The 20,201-nt window shown below is 35.2% G+C and carries 24 protein-coding genes; 18 read left to right on the top strand and 6 right to left on the bottom strand.

The genetic code is table 11. The features are described from left to right. Together ACPWSR_RS03485 and ACPWSR_RS03480 are read left to right on the top strand one after the other, a co-directional pair. Positions 1–708 (top strand): tryptophan synthase subunit alpha, encoded by a 708-nt coding sequence (locus tag ACPWSR_RS03485; RefSeq protein WP_426350313.1) that lies wholly within the window; start codon positions 1–3, stop codon positions 706–708. A gap of 224 nt (positions 709–932) precedes the next feature. Continuing rightward, positions 933–2,483, top strand: coding sequence for a DUF4127 family protein (locus ACPWSR_RS03480; RefSeq protein ID WP_426350312.1), 1,551 nt, complete (start codon positions 933–935; stop codon positions 2,481–2,483). 100 nt (positions 2,484–2,583) lie between these two features. On the opposite strand, the gene ACPWSR_RS03475 is transcribed toward ACPWSR_RS03480, so the two are convergent. Both ACPWSR_RS03475 and ACPWSR_RS03470 read right to left on the bottom strand, forming a co-directional pair. Further along, entirely contained in the window at positions 2,584–3,042 is a 459-nt protein-coding gene (locus ACPWSR_RS03475) for a DUF6773 family protein (RefSeq protein WP_426350311.1), read from the bottom strand. Between the two features lie 2 nt (positions 3,043–3,044). Continuing rightward, positions 3,045–3,224: a helix-turn-helix transcriptional regulator gene (locus ACPWSR_RS03470; RefSeq protein WP_426351348.1), complete on the bottom strand. Its 180-nt coding sequence runs from the start codon at positions 3,222–3,224 to the stop codon at positions 3,045–3,047. 167 nt (positions 3,225–3,391) lie between these two features. On the opposite strand from ACPWSR_RS03470, the gene ACPWSR_RS03465 reads away from it, so the two are divergent. From ACPWSR_RS03465 to ACPWSR_RS03435, 7 genes are all read left to right on the top strand, one after another. Further along, entirely contained in the window at positions 3,392–4,276 is an 885-nt protein-coding gene (locus ACPWSR_RS03465) for a MerR family transcriptional regulator (RefSeq protein ID WP_426350310.1), read from the top strand. A 396-nt stretch (positions 4,277–4,672) separates the two neighbouring features. Beyond that, a complete protein-coding gene (locus ACPWSR_RS03460; protein WP_426350309.1) occupies positions 4,673–5,131 on the top strand; it encodes a GNAT family N-acetyltransferase in 459 nt (152 codons plus the stop codon). A gap of 200 nt (positions 5,132–5,331) precedes the next feature. Then, a complete protein-coding gene (locus ACPWSR_RS03455; RefSeq protein ID WP_426350308.1) occupies positions 5,332–6,066 on the top strand; it encodes a hypothetical protein in 735 nt (244 codons plus the stop codon). 20 nt (positions 6,067–6,086) lie between these two features. Beyond that, positions 6,087–6,452, top strand: coding sequence for a hypothetical protein (locus ACPWSR_RS03450; RefSeq protein WP_426350307.1), 366 nt, complete (start codon positions 6,087–6,089; stop codon positions 6,450–6,452). Continuing rightward, positions 6,445–6,972, top strand: coding sequence for a hypothetical protein (locus tag ACPWSR_RS03445; protein ID WP_426350306.1), 528 nt, complete (start codon positions 6,445–6,447; stop codon positions 6,970–6,972). Before ACPWSR_RS03450 ends, ACPWSR_RS03445 begins: the two co-directional genes overlap by 8 nt. A 114-nt stretch (positions 6,973–7,086) precedes the next feature. After that, a complete protein-coding gene (locus ACPWSR_RS03440) occupies positions 7,087–7,950 on the top strand; it encodes a GNAT family N-acetyltransferase (RefSeq protein ID WP_426350305.1) in 864 nt (287 codons plus the stop codon). A gap of 73 nt (positions 7,951–8,023) precedes the next feature. Then, entirely contained in the window at positions 8,024–9,025 is a 1,002-nt protein-coding gene (locus tag ACPWSR_RS03435; protein WP_426350304.1) for an alpha/beta hydrolase, read from the top strand. A gap of 89 nt (positions 9,026–9,114) precedes the next feature. Here the strand turns inward: ACPWSR_RS03435 and ACPWSR_RS03430 are convergent, their stop codons facing one another. The 4 genes from ACPWSR_RS03430 to ACPWSR_RS03415 all read right to left on the bottom strand — a co-directional run bounded on the left by ACPWSR_RS03430 (position 9,115) and on the right by ACPWSR_RS03415 (position 13,294). After that, positions 9,115–10,446 carry a 6-phospho-alpha-glucosidase gene (locus tag ACPWSR_RS03430; protein ID WP_426350303.1) on the bottom strand — a complete coding sequence of 444 codons (1,332 nt, stop codon included), beginning with the start codon at positions 10,444–10,446 and terminating at the stop codon, positions 9,115–9,117. Between the two features lie 15 nt (positions 10,447–10,461). Beyond that, complete coding sequence (locus ACPWSR_RS03425; RefSeq protein ID WP_426350302.1) at positions 10,462–12,045, bottom strand: PTS transporter subunit EIIC; 1,584 nt, start codon at positions 12,043–12,045, stop codon at positions 10,462–10,464. Between the two features lie 121 nt (positions 12,046–12,166). Further along, complete coding sequence (locus tag ACPWSR_RS03420) at positions 12,167–12,922, bottom strand: MurR/RpiR family transcriptional regulator (protein WP_426350301.1); 756 nt, start codon at positions 12,920–12,922, stop codon at positions 12,167–12,169. Between the two features lie 210 nt (positions 12,923–13,132). Next, entirely contained in the window at positions 13,133–13,294 is a 162-nt protein-coding gene (locus tag ACPWSR_RS03415; RefSeq protein WP_426350300.1) for a hypothetical protein, read from the bottom strand. 491 nt (positions 13,295–13,785) lie between these two features. Between ACPWSR_RS03415 and ACPWSR_RS03410 the strand changes: the two genes are divergently transcribed. The 9 genes from ACPWSR_RS03410 to ACPWSR_RS03370 all read left to right on the top strand — a co-directional run bounded on the left by ACPWSR_RS03410 (position 13,786) and on the right by ACPWSR_RS03370 (position 20,094). Continuing rightward, on the top strand, positions 13,786–14,154 hold the full coding sequence (locus ACPWSR_RS03410; protein WP_426350299.1) for a GntR family transcriptional regulator: 369 nt from the start codon (positions 13,786–13,788) through the stop codon (positions 14,152–14,154). Continuing rightward, on the top strand, positions 14,154–14,852 hold the full coding sequence (locus tag ACPWSR_RS03405; RefSeq protein WP_426350298.1) for an ABC transporter ATP-binding protein: 699 nt from the start codon (positions 14,154–14,156) through the stop codon (positions 14,850–14,852). The genes ACPWSR_RS03410 and ACPWSR_RS03405 overlap by 1 nt, the downstream gene beginning before the upstream one ends. Further along, positions 14,846–15,694: a hypothetical protein gene (locus tag ACPWSR_RS03400; protein ID WP_426350297.1), complete on the top strand. Its 849-nt coding sequence runs from the start codon at positions 14,846–14,848 to the stop codon at positions 15,692–15,694. Before ACPWSR_RS03405 ends, ACPWSR_RS03400 begins: the two co-directional genes overlap by 7 nt. Before the next feature lie 58 nt (positions 15,695–15,752). Beyond that, positions 15,753–16,244 (top strand): hypothetical protein, encoded by a 492-nt coding sequence (locus tag ACPWSR_RS03395; protein WP_426350296.1) that lies wholly within the window; start codon positions 15,753–15,755, stop codon positions 16,242–16,244. Positions 16,245–16,273: 29 nt separating this feature from the next. Further along, a complete protein-coding gene (locus ACPWSR_RS03390; RefSeq protein ID WP_426351347.1) occupies positions 16,274–16,867 on the top strand; it encodes a CDP-alcohol phosphatidyltransferase family protein in 594 nt (197 codons plus the stop codon). Positions 16,868–17,073: 206 nt separating this feature from the next. Further along, complete coding sequence (locus tag ACPWSR_RS03385; protein ID WP_426350295.1) at positions 17,074–18,207, top strand: helix-turn-helix domain-containing protein; 1,134 nt, start codon at positions 17,074–17,076, stop codon at positions 18,205–18,207. Beyond that, entirely contained in the window at positions 18,194–18,397 is a 204-nt protein-coding gene (locus ACPWSR_RS03380; protein ID WP_426350294.1) for a hypothetical protein, read from the top strand. Before ACPWSR_RS03385 ends, ACPWSR_RS03380 begins: the two co-directional genes overlap by 14 nt. After that, positions 18,398–19,324: an ABC transporter ATP-binding protein gene (locus ACPWSR_RS03375; RefSeq protein ID WP_426350293.1), complete on the top strand. Its 927-nt coding sequence runs from the start codon at positions 18,398–18,400 to the stop codon at positions 19,322–19,324. After that, positions 19,324–20,094, top strand: coding sequence for an ABC transporter permease subunit (locus ACPWSR_RS03370; RefSeq protein WP_426350292.1), 771 nt, complete (start codon positions 19,324–19,326; stop codon positions 20,092–20,094). Before ACPWSR_RS03375 ends, ACPWSR_RS03370 begins: the two co-directional genes overlap by 1 nt. Positions 20,095–20,201: the final 107 nt, after the last annotated feature.

Raw genomic sequence — 20,201 nt, 5'->3', positions numbered from 1 at the left:
ATGAAAAAACTAATTATTTACCTTACTTTATTATATCCTAACGAGCTTGAATTTTTCAAAATACTCAAAGGGCTAGATGAGGCAGGAGTAGATATAGTAGAGCTTGGAATCCCTGTCTCCAATCCTCATTTAGATGGAGAGATAGTAAGAGAATCTCATAATAAGGTGCTAGCTAACGGTTTAACTGTGGAGAAATTGAAGAAGGCTTTACTATATATAAGAAGTAATTTTTCCTTCAAGGTAGTGTTAATGTCTTATTATGAAGGTGTAGAAAACTTCCAGCTTCTTAAGAGTGGTAGGAGTCTCTGCCATGGTCTATTATGTGTAGACAAGGTCATAACTAAAGAAGAGTTCCCTGATCCTGTTCAGCTATATAATGAATTGATGACTTCTTATGAAGTTGAAGCTCTTACCAGAGAAAACAAGCTATTTGCTTATGTGATGAGTGGAGTTGGAAAAACAGGCTCCTTTGATAAGGTTCCCACAGGATATATGGATACCATTCCTCTTATAAAAAGGTATACAAGACTACCGGTCTATGTAGGCTTTGGAATTAAAACTCCTAAGGATGTAAAGAATGTATGTAATAATGGGGCCGATGGTGTTATTATTGGATCACATTACATGAAAATTTTAAGAGATGAAGGAATAGCTGAGAGCTTAAAATATGTGAAGACATTAAAAATGGCATTGGTAGAGATAATATAATAGTGAAATATAGGAAAAGGCATGGTTGTGGAACCGTGCCTTTTCTCCGAGAAAAATAAATTTATCTACTTCATAGGCATCCTTTAATGTTATCATATCTATTTTTGAGAAGGTTCTATATTATAGAAGTAATTGAAAATATTATAAAAAACCTTTACAATCTACTTTAAGAGACAAGCTATGTAAAGAACAAAAGTAAAACTGGATTAAAGGGGAGTGCTTAAATGAAAGAAAAAAAGCTATTAAAGCTACTATATATACCCTTAGACGAAAGACCATGTAATTTAAATTTTCCACAAAAGATAGCTTCTATTAGAAATGACGTGGAACTGATTGCTCCTTCTAAGAAACTTTTAGGAGACAAAAGAAAGCCAGCTGTGGTGAATAAGCTATGGGACTTTGTTAATGAAAAAATTGTAGAGGCAGATGCTGCAATCTTATCTCTAGACATGTTAGTCTATGGAGGCTTGATTCCCTCACGTCTTCATAAATTAACTATTGAGGAGGCAGAAGAATCACTTAATAAAATTGAGAAGCTTAAGAGCTTAAATAGAAAAATAAAAATATATGCCTTTAGCTGCATCATGAGAGCTCCTCAGTATAACTCATCTGAGGAGGAGCCTGATTATTATGAGGAATATGGCTTCCGCCTTTTTAGAAGAAAGTATCTTTTAGATAAGAGAGACAGGACAGGTATAACTCCGGGAGAAGAGGAGGAGATTAATTCAATTAATATACCTCTGGAGATCCTACAGGATTATGAGGAGAGAAGGCTCTTCAATGAAGAAATAAATCTCAAGGTTGTAGAGCTTGTGGAGAAGGGGATAATTGATTTTCTTGTAATACCTCAAGATGATTCTTCAGAATTTGGATATACAGCCATCTCTCAAAAGAGAGTTATAAGCTATGTAAAAGAAAAGAAATTGGAAATGCAGGTTAATATATACCCTGGTGCCGATGAGGTAGGAAGCACTCTCATGGCAAGAGCCTTCAATGATTATCACAATAGAACTCTGAAGGTTTATCCTTTCTTTTCTTCTACCTTAGGACCACAGATAGTTCCTCTATATGAGGACAGACCTATGGCAGAAAGTCTTAAGTATCATGTAAGAGCTATGGGAGGCGAAATAGTAGATACCATAGATGAGGCAGAGGTGGCCCTTGCCATAAATTCTCCCGGAAAGGTTATGGAGGAGTCTCCCAATCAGGATAAAGGAGTAGATTTAACCTATAGCTCTCATAGAAACTTATTTGATTTTGTTATGAGAATAAAAAGCTATATAGAAGGAGGCCATAGAGTAGCTCTTTGTGATTCTGCCTTTGCCAATGGAGGAGACCTAGAGCTTATAGACTACTTAGATAGATTAGATTTAATAGATAAGCTATCGGCTTATGCTGGTTGGAATACTAACTGTAATACCTTGGGAACGGTACTTTCAACCTCAGCTTTGTGTACCCCAATTATCAATATTGAAGAGATTAATAAATATAAGCTTGTAGAAAACCTTATTTATAGAATAGTAGAGGATAGCTTCTATCAGGCAAGGGTGAGAGGAAGAATAACAGAAGAATTTCTACCAAAGGAAGGCATTAGCTATTACGCCTTTGCTGGAAAACAGATGCTAGTAGAAGAGGCTATAAAAGAGAAGCTTATAAATGAATATAATAAGCTTAAAATGTCTTCATTATATCCTGTGATAATAGAAAAAGTTTCAATGCCCTGGAGGAGAATGTTTGAAATTGGTATGGATTTAAGAATAATAATCAAATGTTAATCTAAGACAAAGTTAATAGTAAATTCGAAAATCGCATTGGTCAGGGATGAACATGCGATTTTTTTATGGTTATTTAGTTATAGCGGGAAGTTAAGGTTATTCACTCAAAATCATTCTCATTTTTGTTTAATTCTTCTTCGATTTTAGATTGCTTTCTTTTATTTAAATAATCTAAGAGAAAGCTTGTTGCTAAATATGAAATAGAAGTAAATATAGATATTAACCCTAAAGTCAGTAAATCCCTTTTACCAGCAAAGATGAATAGAAAGATGCAACAGCCTAATCCTGATAGGATGGCCCCCTTAATAACATTTTTATTGCTTTTAGAGCCTTCGGAATTCAAATTAATCCCCAAGGAGATACTTCTGATTATCATATACAACGCAGCAGCTAAAAATCCTATTAGCTCTACGGCTATCTGGTTGAAGGAAGCCTTGAAAAAGAATTTTTGAATTAACGCTGATAATAAGAGATAAATTATTATTAATTGAAAGCCATCGCTTTGAACTTTTCTCCTAAGCAATAGGGTTCTTTCATCATCATTTTTTAAATTATTCATTATTATTCCTCCCAAAATAAGTCATTTAAGGTCTTACCTAATACCTTACATATAAGGATACATAAGTTTAGAGATGGATTATAATTGCCTGCCTCAATTAATCCTATAGTTTGTCTTGTAACTCCTACAGCCTTAGCTAATTCCTCTTGATTCATGTCTAATTCAATACGAGCCATTTTCATTTTTTTATTCTTCAAAGAGATCCCTCCTTATATATATTGTATGAAATAAATGGAAAAATGTAAACTATATATTGCATTTATTTATGTATTTATTTATTGTGTATAATTTTTAAGTATTGACTATCACCTTAGGGGATAGCTTATGATTAATTAAGAGGTGATAGTAGATGTTAATAAAAGAAGCTGCTAAAAGTTCAGGTCTTACAAAAAAGGCTATAGAGTATTATATTGAACAGGAGCTTATTGCTCCTAAAATTCTCTGTAATGGATATAGGGAATTTGAAGATAAGGATATAGAAGCTTTAAAGAAAATCTCTGTCTATAGAAGGCTAGGGCTTAGTATTGAAGAAATTAAAGAGGTACAAAGAGATTTATCTGGAAGTGCACTGAAAAAATTCACTCTTAAAAAGGAATTAAAGGTTCAAAGAGAAGAGCTAAAGAGGTCGATGCTAGAGGAACTGAGCAGAGGGAAAAGCTACAGAGAAATGGAAGATAGGCTAAGGAGCCTTGAAGAAGGGAATGCAGTTATAGATAGGCTTCTTGATTTATTTCCAGGATATTATGGACACTTTCTTTCTCTTCATTTTGCAAGGTTTCTACAAGAGCCTATTTCTACAGAGGAACAAAAGGCTGCCTATAAAGAGATTATAGAGTTTCTTGACGGCATACCAGCACTGGAGTTCCCACCAGATCTACAGGAATACTTTACAGAAAGTACAAAGGATTTTACCAGTGAAAATATTCATGACATTATGAAGGAAACAAAAAAATCCATTGAAAATACCGAGGACTTTTTGAAAGAAAATAAAGAAATAATAGAGGCGTATCATAAGTACAAGCAGTCTCAGGAATATAAGGATTCTCCAGCATATAAAATAGAGAAGCTTTTAAAGGACTTCAACAGTACCAATGGATATAATGATATATTTATACCTGCAATGAAAAGATTAAGCCCTGCTTATAATGATTATTATAGACAGCTAGAGATAGCCAATGAAAAGTTCTTAAAGAGCTATCCTGAGCTTGAGAAGCTATATAATGAGCGTGATTAAGGATTATTTTCAAGGATATTTATAGAATAGGTTATTTCAGAAAACATATCAAAGCAATAAGGGTAGCCATAGAAGATGGGGTGGAAGTCATGGACTATACTCATAAATTAATACTTATAAAATCCAAGACGTTGTAATAGTAAGGCAGAGATATTTAGAATACTAAGATACTACAGAAGAGGAGCTTTTGTAGTATCTTTTTTTTGTGGAAATAACTTACAAATTAGCTATTACTCCTTTATACTATAAATATACCCTTTAATATTGAAAGCAAAGTATATAAAGAAGGATTTTATAGGGTAATTAACTGCTTGAAAATAAAGATATTCAGCTACATAATGGCTATTATGAATTGATATGCTGGAGATTACTTAAGGATTTAAGTGGAGGATTGTTATGATATGTATGATTAATGATAAGGAACAGAAAGAACAAATATCAAGGAAGGTATTAGCTGATTTGCCAGACTGGTTTGGTATTCCAGAAAGCACTGAAGAATATATAAGTTGTAGCAAAGATATGCCTTTTTGGGCTGATATTGAAGAGGAAGAGATTAGGGGATTTATAGCCTTGAAAGAGACAAGTCCCTATACTCTTGAGCTCTATGTTATGGGAGTTTTAAAAGAGTTTCATAGAAATAAAATAGGTAAGAGCTTATTTCAATGCTGCCATAATTATGCTAAAGAACAGGGTTATTTATATATGCAGGTTAAGACAGTAAAAGAAGGCTGCTATGAAGAATATGATAGAACTATAGCCTTCTATAAGAGCCTTGGATTTAAGGAATTTAAATGCTTCCCAACCCTTTGGGACAAGTGGAATCCCTGCCAGATTTATGTGAGGTCCGTTAAATAGTTCAGGAGGATGAGTTTTATGACTATTTGGACAGGAATATGTATAGTACTTGTAGTGGTCTTTATCATTTGTACTATAAATTTTGCTCTATTGAAAGAAAAAGGTGCTTTAAATGGAGCTGTCACAAAGTAATAGTTTTTATAAATATTACGGTATATTATTTGTATTGGAAATGAGAAAATAGAGTGAGGATAATCAGAATGAACAATGTAGCATTAATTTGTGTAATACATGATCCTACTCTAAATAAGGTATCATTTGTGAATAGGATTGGACCTTTATTGAAGGAAATATACAAGGATATGTATGTAACAGTGAGTCAGGAAACTAGCAAAGCTTTAAGAGAGGAATTAGTGGCAAATGCCTTCAAAGTAAAAGTTATTCCTAAAAAAGGTGCTGCTCATGCTAGAAGGGAAGTATTGAAGTTTGGTTTAACAGGGGGTAATGATTACTTTCATTATTGTGATTTAGATAGATTGCTCACCTGGGCTGATAGATATAGAGATGAGCTTAAAAGTACAGTTAATGAAACATCTGGACATGATTATATAATTTTGGGTAGAACTGAAAGAGCCTTTAGTACTCATCCTGTAGAATGGGTGGAAACTGAAAAAATCACCAATAAAATTTTTTCTTTGGAGCTAGGAGAAGAGGTTGATGTGACTGCTGGTTCCTGTGGATTTTCAAGACAAAGTGCTCAATTAATATCAGAGAACTCAAAGGATAAAATGACTGATGCTGAATGGGCTATGATAGTACACAGAATAGGAAAGAAGAAAGTGAGCTATAGAGCAGTTGAAGGTTTAGAGTATCGAGAAGAATTAAATGGATATTCAAAGGAAGTCAATGGTTCAGAAAAATGGTTTAATAGGGTGAGGCTTTGCTACATTATTAGCGAGTCTGCAATAAATACGGGTAAAGAAAGACAGGTATAAATATTTAGGGAGGCATAACTATGGGGTATAAAGGAAAGGTAGGTCCTTTTTTCTATTTATCAGGAGAAATAATCAGCGATTCAGTTCCAAGCTTCCAGGCTCAGAGGTTTGGAGATTTCAAGACCTTCGGTGATCATTCGAAGTTTTGGGATAAGCTAGCCAAGAAGCGGAAGGTTCTAAAGGAGCAGGAGTATTTTTGTTGTCCTAGAGGTAGAGTTACCTATAACTATAAAAAGGATATTTATTATATATATTTAAACAGCAGCTTAAACAATGAGAATATAATAAAGAAAATCATTAAGGAATTTCAATTAGAAGGACTTAATTATGTGATAGATGACACTGACGAGCATTATCAGATAATTGAGGATTGTTGTTGTGAATAGTCTTTTAGACTTTGTTAAACCATACTATGAAAATAAAGATACAATGCATGACTTATCTCATATTCGCAGAGTATTAATATACGTTGAGAAGTTATTGAATTTAGGAAGCTATGAAGTTGATACAGATATCATCAAGTATGCGGCTTATTTTCATGGTTTAATCTATAATAATGAAGAAAAAATAGTTCGATGGTTAAAGGATAAGGAACTTTCTAATAGTATGATAGATAAAATTATTACTGCTGCATGGGAATCTCAAAAGGATGAACCAGCTGAAACATTGGAGGGGAAAATTCTTCATGATGCACATATGATTGAAGGAGGAAAGACTTATCTTATTGTAAAGTCTTTGATAACAGGCTCTGTTAGAGGACAAACATTGGAGGAAACCATTGAATATATAGAAAAAAATATATTAGATAAAGGAATTTGCTATTTACCAGAAGCGCAGGAGATATATTATAAGCAACAAGAATTTGCAAAAAGTTTTATTAAAGAGTTAAAAGAAGGGATAGTATAGTATTTGATAAGCTTATAATATAAATTAAAGGGACTTATATGATTTTCATTAAGATAATAATATTTTAAATATTATTCTTTAACGTAGACACTTTATAAATTGGAGTTGTTAACTATGAAATACACTTTTGCCAAGAATTATAAAGATGATGATACACTGCGGACAAGTTTTAATCATCTTGCAGGAGAAACCTTTGGTTTAAACTTTACTGACTGGTACAATAATGGATTTTGGGGAGACGGTTATATACCTTATTCTTTGGTGGACAAGGGGGAGGTTATTTCAAATGTCTCTGTTAATATTATGGACTTCTCACTTGATGGTGATGATAAGCACTTTATTCAGTTAGGTACGGTGATGACTCATAAGGATTATAGAGGACAAGGCCTCAGTAGATATCTTATGGAAAAGGTAATTGAGGAATATGAGTCCAAGGTGGACGGGTTTTATCTTTTTGCTAATGATACGGTTTTAGATTTCTATCCTAAGTTTGGTTTTGTAAAGAGTAAAGAATATCAATACAGCAAGGACGTTGTCCCTTTAGGTGCTTTAAAAACTATTGAAGATTTTGATATGAAAACAAAGGAAAACTGGACAATGTTTTTAGAAGCTGTGAAGAATAGTGTATGTAATGATAGATTTAATGTGAAAAATCTTGGACTTATAGCCTTTTATACAATGAACAGTAATCTTGTATACTATTTAGAAAAAGAGAGCTGCTATGCTATGGCTGAAGTTTCTAAGGACACGCTTTTCCTGCAACAGATAATAGCAGACCATAAGGTGGATTTAGATAAGGTGATAGATGCCTTTGGACCTGAAGTGAAAAAGGTTCTCCTTGGTTTTACTCCAATTAATGGAGAAGGGTATCATTTAGAAGAAGTCCAGGAGGAGAATTCAACCCTATTTATTAGGGGCAAGGGATTAGAAGTTATAGAGAAAAAGAGATTGATGTTTCCTGTATTATCTCATGCATAAGCTTATATTGAAGTTATATCTAAAGAAAAGTATATAAGCCAATAAAAGGCTGGAAAAAGGATAGGTGGATATTATGATAGAGTTTCAAAAAAGATTGTATGAAAAGGAAGAGTATGATTATCCAACAAAGGAGTTTATCCCTTTTATACATGGATATTTATATGAGGATATGGAAAAAAGACCTGCAGTAATCATTGTCCCAGGAGGGGGATATGGTTTTGTATCTCCTACAGAAGGTGAGAATGTAGCCCTGCATTTTTATAAAATGGGATACCAAGCATTTGTTCTTACCTATACTACCAATTATATGGAAAGTAAGTCCTTACTATGGCAGCCCTTGGAGGACTTATCTAGAGCCCTATATCATATAAGAAGTAATAATGAAGAATATAAGGTTATATATAATCAAATCGCTCTTGTGGGATTTTCAGCAGGAGGACATCTAGCTATGAGCTTGGCTGTTCATTATGGAAGACAGGAGCTTAGTGAGAGGTTGAACTTGTCCAGAGAAGAGCAGAATATCCTTCGTCCTGATGCTGTGATTTTAAGCTATCCTGTAATAACAGCAGGGAAATATGCCCATGAAGGCTCCTTTAGATTGTTATTAGGTGATTCCCCCTCAGATGAAATGAAGAAGCTGATGAGCTTAGAAAAACAGATTCAAGCCTCTACACCTCCTATTTTCTTGTGGCATACACTTGTGGATTCTGTTGTTCCTGTAGAAAATAGCATCCTTGTAGCTAAAAGCTGCAAGGAGAGAGATGTAGCCTGTGAACTGCATATATACCCTGAGGGAGGACATGGAATGTCTATTCCCAATGATCAGTGGGCAGCTGGAGATGTGGGTAATGGAAGCTATACCTGGGAGCAGATGTATGACTGCTATAGGGTTTATGTTGATGAAGGAATACAGCTTCCTGAAGGAGCAGAAGACATTGTGGCAAGTAATAAAGAAGAATTCTATGAAGCCATGAAGCGCAAAAGAAGAGAAGGAAGTATTGATACAAAGCCTGATTATGAAGTTGCAAAATGGCCTTCTCTGGCAGATGCATTTTTGAAGAGGGTGTGGAAGTAGTTAAACTATCTTACAAAGAAATGGACTCCTGATGGGGGCCCTTTGAAATAACTCATGAGCTGCAGCTCATGAGTTATTTAGCTTATAAGTTATTTTAGTTCAGGCCAGTATCCTTTATTAGCAAGGATAAAATCATCTAAGAGCTTTTTTGCTGTAAAGGCTGAAGGTACGGTTTTGTTCATGGTAAGGGCCATGAGGGCTTTATTGTAGGAGCCCTCCAGGCAGGCATCTACCATGAGCTTTTCTGAGGCAAGCTGCTGCTCCATCATACCTCTGTAGAAGGTAGGTATTTCTCCTATCCTCACTACCTCAGGTCCATCACTGGTGATGTAGGCAGGAACCTCAACCATTGCATCAGAGGGGAAGTTTGATATGGCTCCTTTATTTTCAACGATGACTAAAAATCTCTTTCTAAGGTTATAGGCCAAGGAGATGGCCACATCTACTATAAACTGTCCGTGAACCCCTACATAAAAGGAGGATAAATCAACCCTACCGGTGGCTTTATATTCCTCTACAGCATCAAATAGCTTCTTTTCTCTTCCCTCCATTACTTCATTAGCCCGGGTTCTGTTTTTGTCCATTTCTGACACTACCTTATCACCTAAAAGATAGTACTGAAGATAGGGGTTAGGTATATAGTCAGGGAAGAAGCTCAGCATATACTTAATATTTTTGTAGTTCTTTATCCAGGAAGGATCTGAGTGCTGGGCATCTACCTTTGACATATCCTCCACCAGCAAACCATGCTTTTCACCATGGCTTCTCAGCTCAGGAAGTCTATCCACTCCATCCACCATAACTCTTGTAAACCAGCCAAAATGATTAAGTCCAAAGTAGTCCACCACTAAGCTGTTTCTGTCTACCTTTAGGATTGCAGCCATATTCCTCATAACTCCTACGGGCATATCGCAGATATTTAGAACCCTTGCCTTGGGTCTTAATCGCCTTATTCCTTCTGCAACAATAGAGGCTGGGTTGGAGTAATTTACTATCCAGTGGTCTTTACTAGCATACTTTTCAACCAGATCAATGAGCTCTATCATGGGAAATATAGTTCTCATCCCATAAGCAAGACCTCCAGGGCCACAGGTCTCCTGTCCTACAACTCCATATTTAAGAGGAATTTTTTCATCCTGCTCTCTCATTTTATATTTTCCAACTCTCATCTGAGAAAATATAAAATCTGCTTCTTTAAAGGCTTCTTCAGGATCTGTGGTTGTGATAAGCTTAACCTCCTTATCATATTCCTCTATGACCTTAGCTGCTATAAGGGCTACTTTTTCCTGTCTCTCCCCATCTATGTCATAAAGCCTGAGCTCTTTCAGCTTAAATCTATCCTTATTCATCAAAAGGCTCTTAACAATACCTGGTGTATAGGTGCTCCCACCACCGGCAATGGTTAATATAAATTGTTTCATTTTGTTCCTCCTAGATTATTCTATAGCTATGCCTAAATATTCATCGACGTTCTTTTTGATAGTTGAAACCTTTAGTCCATAAATCACCTGAACATTTTCTCCTTTAATAATAACGCCGCTAGCACCCGTTTCGTTTTTAAGTCTATCTTCCTTCACAAGAGAGGTATCCTTTATAATAAGTCTCAATCTTGTAAAGCAGTTGTCTACCTTTAAGATATTATCCCTTCCTCCTAAAGCTTCCACTAAAATAGGGATTATAGTAGCACTCTTCTTTTCATCGGAGGCTTTTACCTTCTCCTTGTAGTCACTTTTATAGTAGAGTCTTGTTTCCTCAGGGGTGTCCTCTCTCCCTGGGGTTTTTAACTTAAACTTTGTAATAATAAATCTGAAGATAAAGTAGTATACAGCAAACTGGAATACTCCAATCAATAGGAACATTGGCCATCCGGTTTTTGAGATTCCTAGAGGTACATTGTATAGGAAGAAGTCAATAATGCCGTTGGGGCCTATGGCTCTTACATCAAAGAGATTTAAAACAACCATGCCTAAGCCTGTTAAGCCAGAATGTATTACAAAGAGTATTGGTGCGGCAAACATGAAGGAGAACTCTATGGGTTCAGTTACTCCAGCCAAGATGGAGGTGAAGGCTGCAGGGATTAATAATGCTTTTATCTTAGTCTTATTTTCTTTCTTAGAGGTATGATACATTGCAAGGCATGCACCTAAAAGTCCAAACATCTTGGATAAGCCTCTAGCATCCCAAATAACAGATTTAGAAAGCTGTACAAGATTAGGATCAGCCATCTCGGCAAAGTAAATGTTTCTAGCACCCTCATATACCTGTCCTCCTATTTCAGCAACTCCGCCCAAGGAGCTATAGAGGAAAGGCGTATAAACTAGGTGATGAAGTCCTGTAGGAATGAGAAGCCTTTCAAGAGCCCCGTAAAGGAAGATACCAAAATTATTTGTTTTCTGTATAAAGGTTCCTAAGGCACTTATTCCTTGCTGTACAAAAGGCCAGATATTGCTGAGAAGCACAGCCAATATTACTGTTATAGGAATCAGTAATATGAAGACAAATCTTGAGCCGCCATAAATCTGGAAGGCACCCTTAAATTCCTTTTCGCAGTACTTATTATGGATGTAGGAAACTACAATACCTAGAATAATACCAAGAAAAACACCCATATCAAGAATTTGAACCCCTAGAACGGTGGTTTGACCAGAGCCTCTTAAGGCATCAGCTGGAACAAGCTTTTCTGTAACACTGAGATAGTTATTCATTGCATTGATAAATATTAAAAAAATCAGTACAGCAGTAAAACCTGCTTCGGCCTTCTTCTTATTTGCCAGACCTATGGATAAGCCAACGGCAAAGATGAGGCCTAAATTCACTAAAATTGATACAAGTGAACCGGATAAGAGCTTTCCAAAACCAAAGATTACCTTATTGTTGAGAAATGGAAGATATTCAGCTAGCCTGGCATTGGTCAATATATTACCCAGGGCAATAATGATACCAGCTATGGGAAGGATGAGTACGGGTACAAACATTCCTTTAGAAAATGCTTGCAGTTTGTTCATTAGCTTTTCCTTCATTGATAATAACCCCCTACATATTATGGTAAATGTTTACAATTAAATTATAAACAGATTATTAACTACTTGTACATAATTTATCAGCAGTAAAAAACCTGTTACCCTAATGGGAAACAGGTTTTCAAAAAGCTTTTGTGTTTAAGGTTAATTCAAAAAGTAATAGCTCTATAAGCATGAAGGTTTTTGGGTAAAAGGTATTGGGAAGAAGATTTCTATCATCTAGCTTATTGAAGTCTTGTATCCGAAAGCACACATCTGCCATGGAGCTCAGAGAATTATCCGTCTCACTGGTAAAAGAAACTATCTTTATACCGTTTTTCTTTGCTGTAGAAACCTTGTCTATGACTATTGGTGTCTCTCCAGATTTAGAGAAAACAATCATAAAATGAATATTTTTTAGGTTATTTTCAAATATACCTATGGAATCGGAGCCGGTAGCTATGATGCAGCTCTTTCCTAAAATCATAAGCTTTTTATAGAGGTACTCAGCAGGAACATAGGAGAGGCCAGTACCATAGATGAAAATGCTTTTATGACTCTCTCGAGATAGCAAATCTAAAAACTTATCCACTTCGTTTCTTTTATTAAATTTCATGAGGTCAACATTGCTTAGGCTATTTAAGAATTCACTGCTATATTCGCTACCACAGGAATCTTCTTTTATCAGTGAGGATAGTCCATAAATCATATCAATAAAGCCTGAGTAGCCTAATTTTTTTGCAAGCCTCATAACGGTAGAGGTGGAGGTGTAATTATGCTTGCTTATTCCTCTAACTCCGATTTTCTGGCAGAGTGAGAGGTTCTCCAGCATATATTTAAGGACTTTTATTTCCAGCTGGGAAAGACCTTTGTTAGCAATTAGCTTTGATATATCCATTATAGCCTCCTAAAATTTTCCAGTTACTAATAATATTATAACATAATGATTTATAGAAGTAATAGGATACCTGGATGCTATTTATAAAATACATAAAAAATCGGGAAGCTGAAAATCCCTTGATATAGGGCTTCAGTATTCCCGATTTATGATTATCTTAAGCTATTCTTTTTATCTCTAGCGTATAGTTTATAATTCTTTAATTTATTGTTATATAAAGAAAAAGGTAGTTGTTTCCCTGGGTTCACTATTAACCTTGACATCATTATTTTTATAATGATTAAGTCTATCCTCAAAGTCCATCTGATCAAGGGTGTTGGAACGAGCTATATTTTTATCTATCATAAAAAAATTCTTAATAAAATCTATCATACTTCACTACTCCTTATAATTAGGTTGGCGGAAATAATCAGAAAATTAAAAGAAAAATTTCCTGATTTGAATTATTTCTGTCTTCTATGCCTTTATTATATGCGATAGAATAAGCGTTTACAAGCTAAAAAATAGTAATTTTTACTGAATAGTAATTATTTGTTATTTTCTCAATAGCTTAGGTAATAAAGTGTATAAGTGATAGAAAAGTGGCGTTTTTTTTAATAAGGATTGCTTTATCAAAGTAGAGTAATAGCGTGAAAGGGTAAGTGTTTTTTAGTACAAGCTTTTGAGGATAATATATGCTTGTCCATGACTATTTTAAGTATAAGGAGCAAATAAAATAAAATGGTAAAAATGGTTGACTTTTACATATAACAGCTGTACCATTGTATTAAGTGATTAATACAATAATACAAACTTCGTGGAAAACTAATTATGTGAAATAAAAAACTTGAGATAAAGATATATGAATAGGAAGGAGTGATGTGATGGCCTGGGAGTTAAGAGCCGATAGACCTATATATCAGCAGATATCAGAAAAGGTTGTGCTCAGGATAATTTCTGGCTGCTATAAGCCGGGAGATAGGTTACCATCTGTAAGGGAGCTGGCAGAAGAGGCAGGGGTGAATCCCAATACTATGCAGAAGGCACTCAGTGAGCTAGAAGGTAAGGGGCTAGTATTTTCCCATAGGACTAGTGGAAGATTTATTACGGAGGATTGTGAGATGATTGAGGAGATTAAAGACACCATTGCCCTAGAGAAGGTAGAAGAATTTTTAATAAGCATGAAAAAGCTGGGGATAACAGGAAGAGAGCTCATAGAGCTCCTGGGCAGAATTATTAAGGAGGAAAAGTAATGACAGCTATATTAGAGTGCAAAAATTTATCTAAGAATTTCTCCAAAAAGGAAGCTCTTAAAGCTGCTAATCTAACTATAGAGCCTGGAAGAATTGTAGGGCTATTAGGGCCTAATGGCAGCGGTAAGACTACCCTTATAAAGCTCGTTAATGGTCTATTAGTTCCTGATAAAGGGGAGGTATTAATAAATGGTTTGAAGCCTAGCGTTAAAACCAAGGCTATGGTTTCTTATCTTCCAGAAAGAACCTACCTAAATGATTGGATGAAGGTAAAGGATCTAGTAGCCTTTTTTAAGGATTTTTACAGGGATTTTTCGGAAGCTAAAGCCTTAGATATGCTTCATAGGTTGGATATTAATCCTAAGGACAGGCTTAAGACCTTGTCCAAGGGAACTAAGGAGAAGGTACAGCTGATATTGGTGATGAGTAGACAAGCTAACCTTTATTTACTGGATGAGCCCATAGCCGCTGTTGATCCTGCTGCAAGAGACTATATTTTAAATACTATCATAAGCAATTATAACCCTGAAGCCTCTGTAGTGATTTCAACACATCTCATATCAGACGTTGAAAAGGTTTTAGATGATGTAATCTTTATTTCTAAGGGTGAGATAGTTTTAACCTCTTCTGTGGATTCCCTTAGGGAAGAGCGAGGACAGTCTGTGGATAGCTTATTTAAGGAGGTGTTTAAATGTTAATAAAGCTTATTAAATATGAATTTAAGGCAACCTGGAGAAAGTTCTTACCTATATATGGGATATTAATTGTTTTTACTATAATCAGTAAGCTCACTAATGGGTTTAAAGGGGGTTATCAGGCTACTGATGTCAGTGGTTCAATATCAAAACTAGTGAGTGAGCTATCTATGTTTTTGCAGGTTGCTTGTATAATTGGTCTCATTGCCGTAACTCTTTATGTTATTGTTGAGAGATTCTATAAAAACTTCTTTGGTGATGAGGGCTATCTAACCTTTACTCTTCCTATAAGCCCATGGAGGCATCTCACCGCGAAGCTTACGGCTTCAGTATTCTGGACTATGGTCAGTATTATTATAGGGATAGTGTCGCTACTTATTAGCTACTATGATGGCAGTGCTTTCAACAGTATATATAATGGTTATGGACAAATTCTTGGTGGTACTAATAGTATCTATGAAAATATTGTGTTGAGCTTTTATATTAGGTTTGGTATAGATATTATATCCCTTGCTAAGACTATAATGTTAGCGGTATTTGCTGGATATATTTGTGAAATACTAATGATCTATTTATCCATTTCTGTTGGACATTTATTTTTTAAGAATAAGAAGCTGGCTTCCTTTGGAGCTTATCTTATATTTAGTATAGTGGTTAGGGTTATTTCTTTTATAACCATGTTTCTTGTGGGCTTTGTCAATGAGGAGCAGTGGCTTACAGTGAACTCTCTTAATAATGGTTTGAGCATTATATTAGTCGTTGGCGTGGGAACTAGTGTAATTTTAGCTATTATATTCTGGACCGTATTAGAGGAGATTATCAATAAAAAGCTTAACTTAGAATAAATAAAGCTAGTTATTAAGAGTATAAGAAGCTGTGGTGTTAAATGGGAGGAGAATGAAAATGATGAAAAAGATTATCCCTTTGATATTGATAATAATCGTTGCTATATCAACTGCCTTTGCAGTAAAAAATATTACTGGGGAGTCCTTAGTAACGGGAAGCTTATCAGAGGTTGAGAGAATGAAAATCTATGGAGATAGGTTGTTTTATAATAGCGAGACGAGAAAGAATGATTATAAGGAATATATTTATCTAGACTCAGATGAGAAGGAAGAGATAGAAAAATATTTTAATGCAATTGTAGCTATCTCCGCCTATTCAAGCCGAACGGAAGAGGATAGAGAGAAAGGGCCTGTTGCAGGAAAAAGCTTTATTATAGAAATATTATATAAGGATGGCAATAAAGATATTATATTAACTGGAGAGGAGCCCGGATATTTCTTCAGAAAGCTTAATGAAAAAGGAGATTGGATCGGAGGAGATAATTATGAATTGGGAGAAATGCTTATGGATATATATTACGAATCCTTTGGGGCTAAGACCTTAGATTAAAATGCTTGAAGAAGTGCTAGTTTGTTGTTATTTTTAGAGACAAGTATCCTGGAAATTTAGAAGGTGATTTTATCAAGAATTTAGCTAATATACTTACAGGTATAAGAATCATAGCTTCAATTATTATATTATGTGTACGACCTTTATCCTGTTTATTTTGGATACTCTATCTATGTTGTGGAATTAGTGATATTTTAGATGGATATGCTGCAAGAAGCTTAAAGCAGGAAAGTGAAAAAGGAGCAAAGCTAGATAGTATTGCAGATATTATTTTTGGAATGTCAATGATTATTGTATTCATTCAAAGTGTTTCAATTCCAGAATGGCTTTGGTTATGCGTTTTTATAGTTTTATTAATTCGCATGTCTGCATACTTTATTGGGTATAAAAAATATCAGTCTTTTTCTTCTTTACACACTTATTCAAATAAAATTACGGGATTTTTGCTTTTTTGTACACCGGTTTTACTTGAAATATTGGATATAAGTATTACAGGGGGGTTACTTTCTTTAAGTGCAATAATATCAGCCCTTGAAGAGCTTATAATTACTATAATATCAAAAGATCTTAATAGAAATTGTAAGAGTATTTTTAGAGAATGTATAAGATTAAAGAAAGAATAATTACTAAACAAAAGGTAATTGTTCTTTTTTCTTTCCCCTTAATATGGCTTCAGATCCAAATCTTTTTTAGTGTAAGTTTCCTAATAGTTGATTTTGTTTCTTAAAGTCAACTTTAAATCCATTGTTAATGAAATGGCAATAGAGTATATTAATATTACAGAACACATTTAAAGAAATAAGTTATAGAGTAGGAAGGAGGCGTTATTTTGGAGGGTTTTAAATTAGCTAGCAACATAGCTAAGCTTAGAAAAGAATATGGGATTACACAAGAAGAGCTAGCTGCATTCCTTGGGGTTACTAAGGCTTCCGTTTCCAAGTGGGAAAACGGTCAGAGCTTTCCTGATATAGTTCTCCTGCCCAGGATTGCAGGATATTTTAATATTACTATAGATAGGCTAGTTGGTTATGAAGCACAGATGTCCAAGAAAAAAATAAAAGAAGTGTACCACAAATTGGCGGAGGATTTTGCTACCCTTCCTTTTGAAGAGGTTGTAGAGAAAATTAATCAGCTGGAGAGGGAATATTATTCCTGTTATCCGCTGCTTATGCAGCTGACGGTACTTTGGATTAACCATTATACCCTAGCCAAGGATGATGGAGAGCAGAAGGCAATACTTAAAAGGGTTGTTGACCTCTGTAATCGCATAATAGAAAAGAGTGGCGATGCAGGATTATCTAATGATGCTATCATCATGAGGGGGGGAGCACAGCTTCAGATGAATGATATTGAAGAAGCAATCACGGGGCTTGAAAGGATTTTAGATCCAAAGAGGCTGACAAAGCAGGGGGAAGGTCTTTTGATACAGGCTTATCAGATGAATAATCAGATGGATAAGGCTCAAGAGCTTGCACAGATAAGTATGTATATAAATCTCTTATCCTTGCTTTCTAATGGAACGATGTTTTTTTCTATGAATTTAAATAATGAAAAGATATCTTTGGAGATATTAAGAAGACTAGAAGGAATAATGGAGATTTTTCAGGTGGATAAGCTTCATGAAAATACAGCTCTAATAATTTATTATTATAGCACTGTATTTTATTGTATCCATAACAGAAAAAAAGAAGCCTTGAGGATGCTTGAAAAGTTTTCTAATTCTGTCTTAGGGGTAATAAGAAATGGAATTAAGCTTCATGGAGATGAGTTTTTTAATCTCATAGAACCCTGGCTGGAGGATTTTGATTTAGGAACAGCTCCTGTAAGAAATGAAAGATTGGTTATATCAGATATAAATAAGTTATTGGAAAGTCCACCTTTGGATATTTTATTTGAGGAAGAGGAATATATAAGGATTAAGGAATCAATTATTCAGGAGGAAAAGAGACATGGCAGAAATTAAAGAATATTTACCTTTAATAATACCACTAGTGATAATTCAAATAATTCTACTTGCAATTAGCCTTAGGCATATACTAACCCATAAGCATTATAAGAGAGGAAGTCGAGGGCTCTGGATTGCTATAGTAATTATCGGTATGCAGATTTGGGGACCTGTTTTATATTTTCTATTAGGAAAAGAGGAGGACTAAATGAAACCTATGCTGGAGGTTAAGGGGATAAGCAAAGCCTTTGGAGCCCAAGAGGTTATCAAAGACTTAAGCTTTTCTATAAATGAGAATTCGATTTACGGTTTTATCGGTAAAAATGGAGCTGGAAAGACCACAACCATGAAAATGATTTTGGGACTTTATACCCTAGATGAAGGGGAAATCTATGTTAATGGTGAGAAGGTTATGTACGGCAAGGGCAGAACCAACAGCTTTATAGGATATCTCCCTGATGTTCCTGAGTTTTATAACTTTATGACTCCTGAGGAATATCTTTCACTCTGTGGAGAAATTTCTTTGATGGACAAAAAGCAGTGTAGAGAAAGGATTAATAAGCTTCTGGAGGCTGTAGGACTTGAAGCTGCCAGGAGAAAGCGAATCAAGGGTTTTTCAAGGGGAATGAAGCAGAGATTAGGTATAGCTCAGGCCCTTTTAAATAAGCCAAGGCTCCTTATTTGCGATGAGCCTACTTCAGCTCTTGACCCAGAAGGTCGAAAGGAAATACTGGATATACTTCACTCACTAAAGGGAAGCACCACCATACTGTTTTCCACTCATATATTATCCGATGTAGAAAGGATATGCGATGAAATTGGAGTTCTTCATGAAGGAAATCTGGCTCTCAGCGGAAGTCTTGAGGATATAAGAGATATGCGTCCTGCTAAAGGCTTTGAAATAGAATTTGTTAAGGCTCAGGATGCAGAAGCATTTTTAAAGCTTAAAGCTATAGAAGGATTACTTTCTAATTATCAAAGGAAATCAGCAGCAAAGCTTGTATTTCAAAATAGCGGAGAGGATGCTGTAATCACAGCTATGAGGGCTATGGTTGATAACAGAATTGAGCCGCTATCAATCATAAGGCTTGAACCCACTCTGGAGGATTTATTCCTGGAGGTGACATCAAAATAATGAAACAGTATTTTGCTTTTATACACAAAGAATATTTGGAGCTGTACCGAGGAGGGAAATTATTTATCCTCATGGCTCTAGCTGTGCTGCAGGGAATAATGAATCCAGCACTGGCAAAGCTTACTCCACTTCTATTTGAAATGCTAGGGGAGGAGCTGGCGGAGCAGGGAATGATTATTCAGGAGGTTACCGTTACAGCCCTTACCTCCTGGAGTCAGTTTTATAAGAATTTATCTATAGCGATAATAATACCTGCTATATTTTTTGCAGGGATAATGGCCTCAGAATATCAGAGAGGAACCCTGATTAATCTTCTAACAAAGGGCTTAGAAAGATGGAAGGTAATAGCTGCAAAGCTGTCATTTATGATCATAGCTTGGACTATTTACTTTTTTATCTTTTTTATCCTCACCTATAGCTATACGGGATTTTATTGGGATAATAGCATTATTTATAATATCCTTCCTGCAGCATTAGGTATATATTTATTTGGTATTATGCTGATGTCGCTGGTTATGTTAGGTGCTGTAATTACCACCAGTGCTACCTCCAGTCTTCTTTTCAGTGGAGGAGTATTTATAATCATGTATATTATCAGTGCTCTACCTAAGATAGGTAATTTTATGCCAATGGAGCTTTTGTCCATGGAGCTCATAGCTCAGAATGGGATAAGCTTTGATAGCTATGGCTTGCCTTTAATTATAGCTGTTGCTATTGCTGTTTTATCAGTGGTTGTAGCGGTAATAAGCTTTAATAAGAGAAGGCTTTGATGTAAGAGGCTGTGACATTATAATAGGCATGCCCTTGTGGCCATGCTTATTTAGTTGGATAATAAATTCGTAACAGAATATTTAAGGTGTGGTTAAAAAATATACAA

Origin of the sequence: Alloiococcus sp. CFN-8, from assembly GCF_049943125.1 — a bacterium.
GTDB lineage: Bacteria > Bacillota > Clostridia > Clostridiales > Clostridiaceae > JAEXZL01.
The sequence above is the reverse complement of the archived record's forward strand: the minus strand, read 5'-3'. Positions and strand labels throughout refer to the sequence as shown.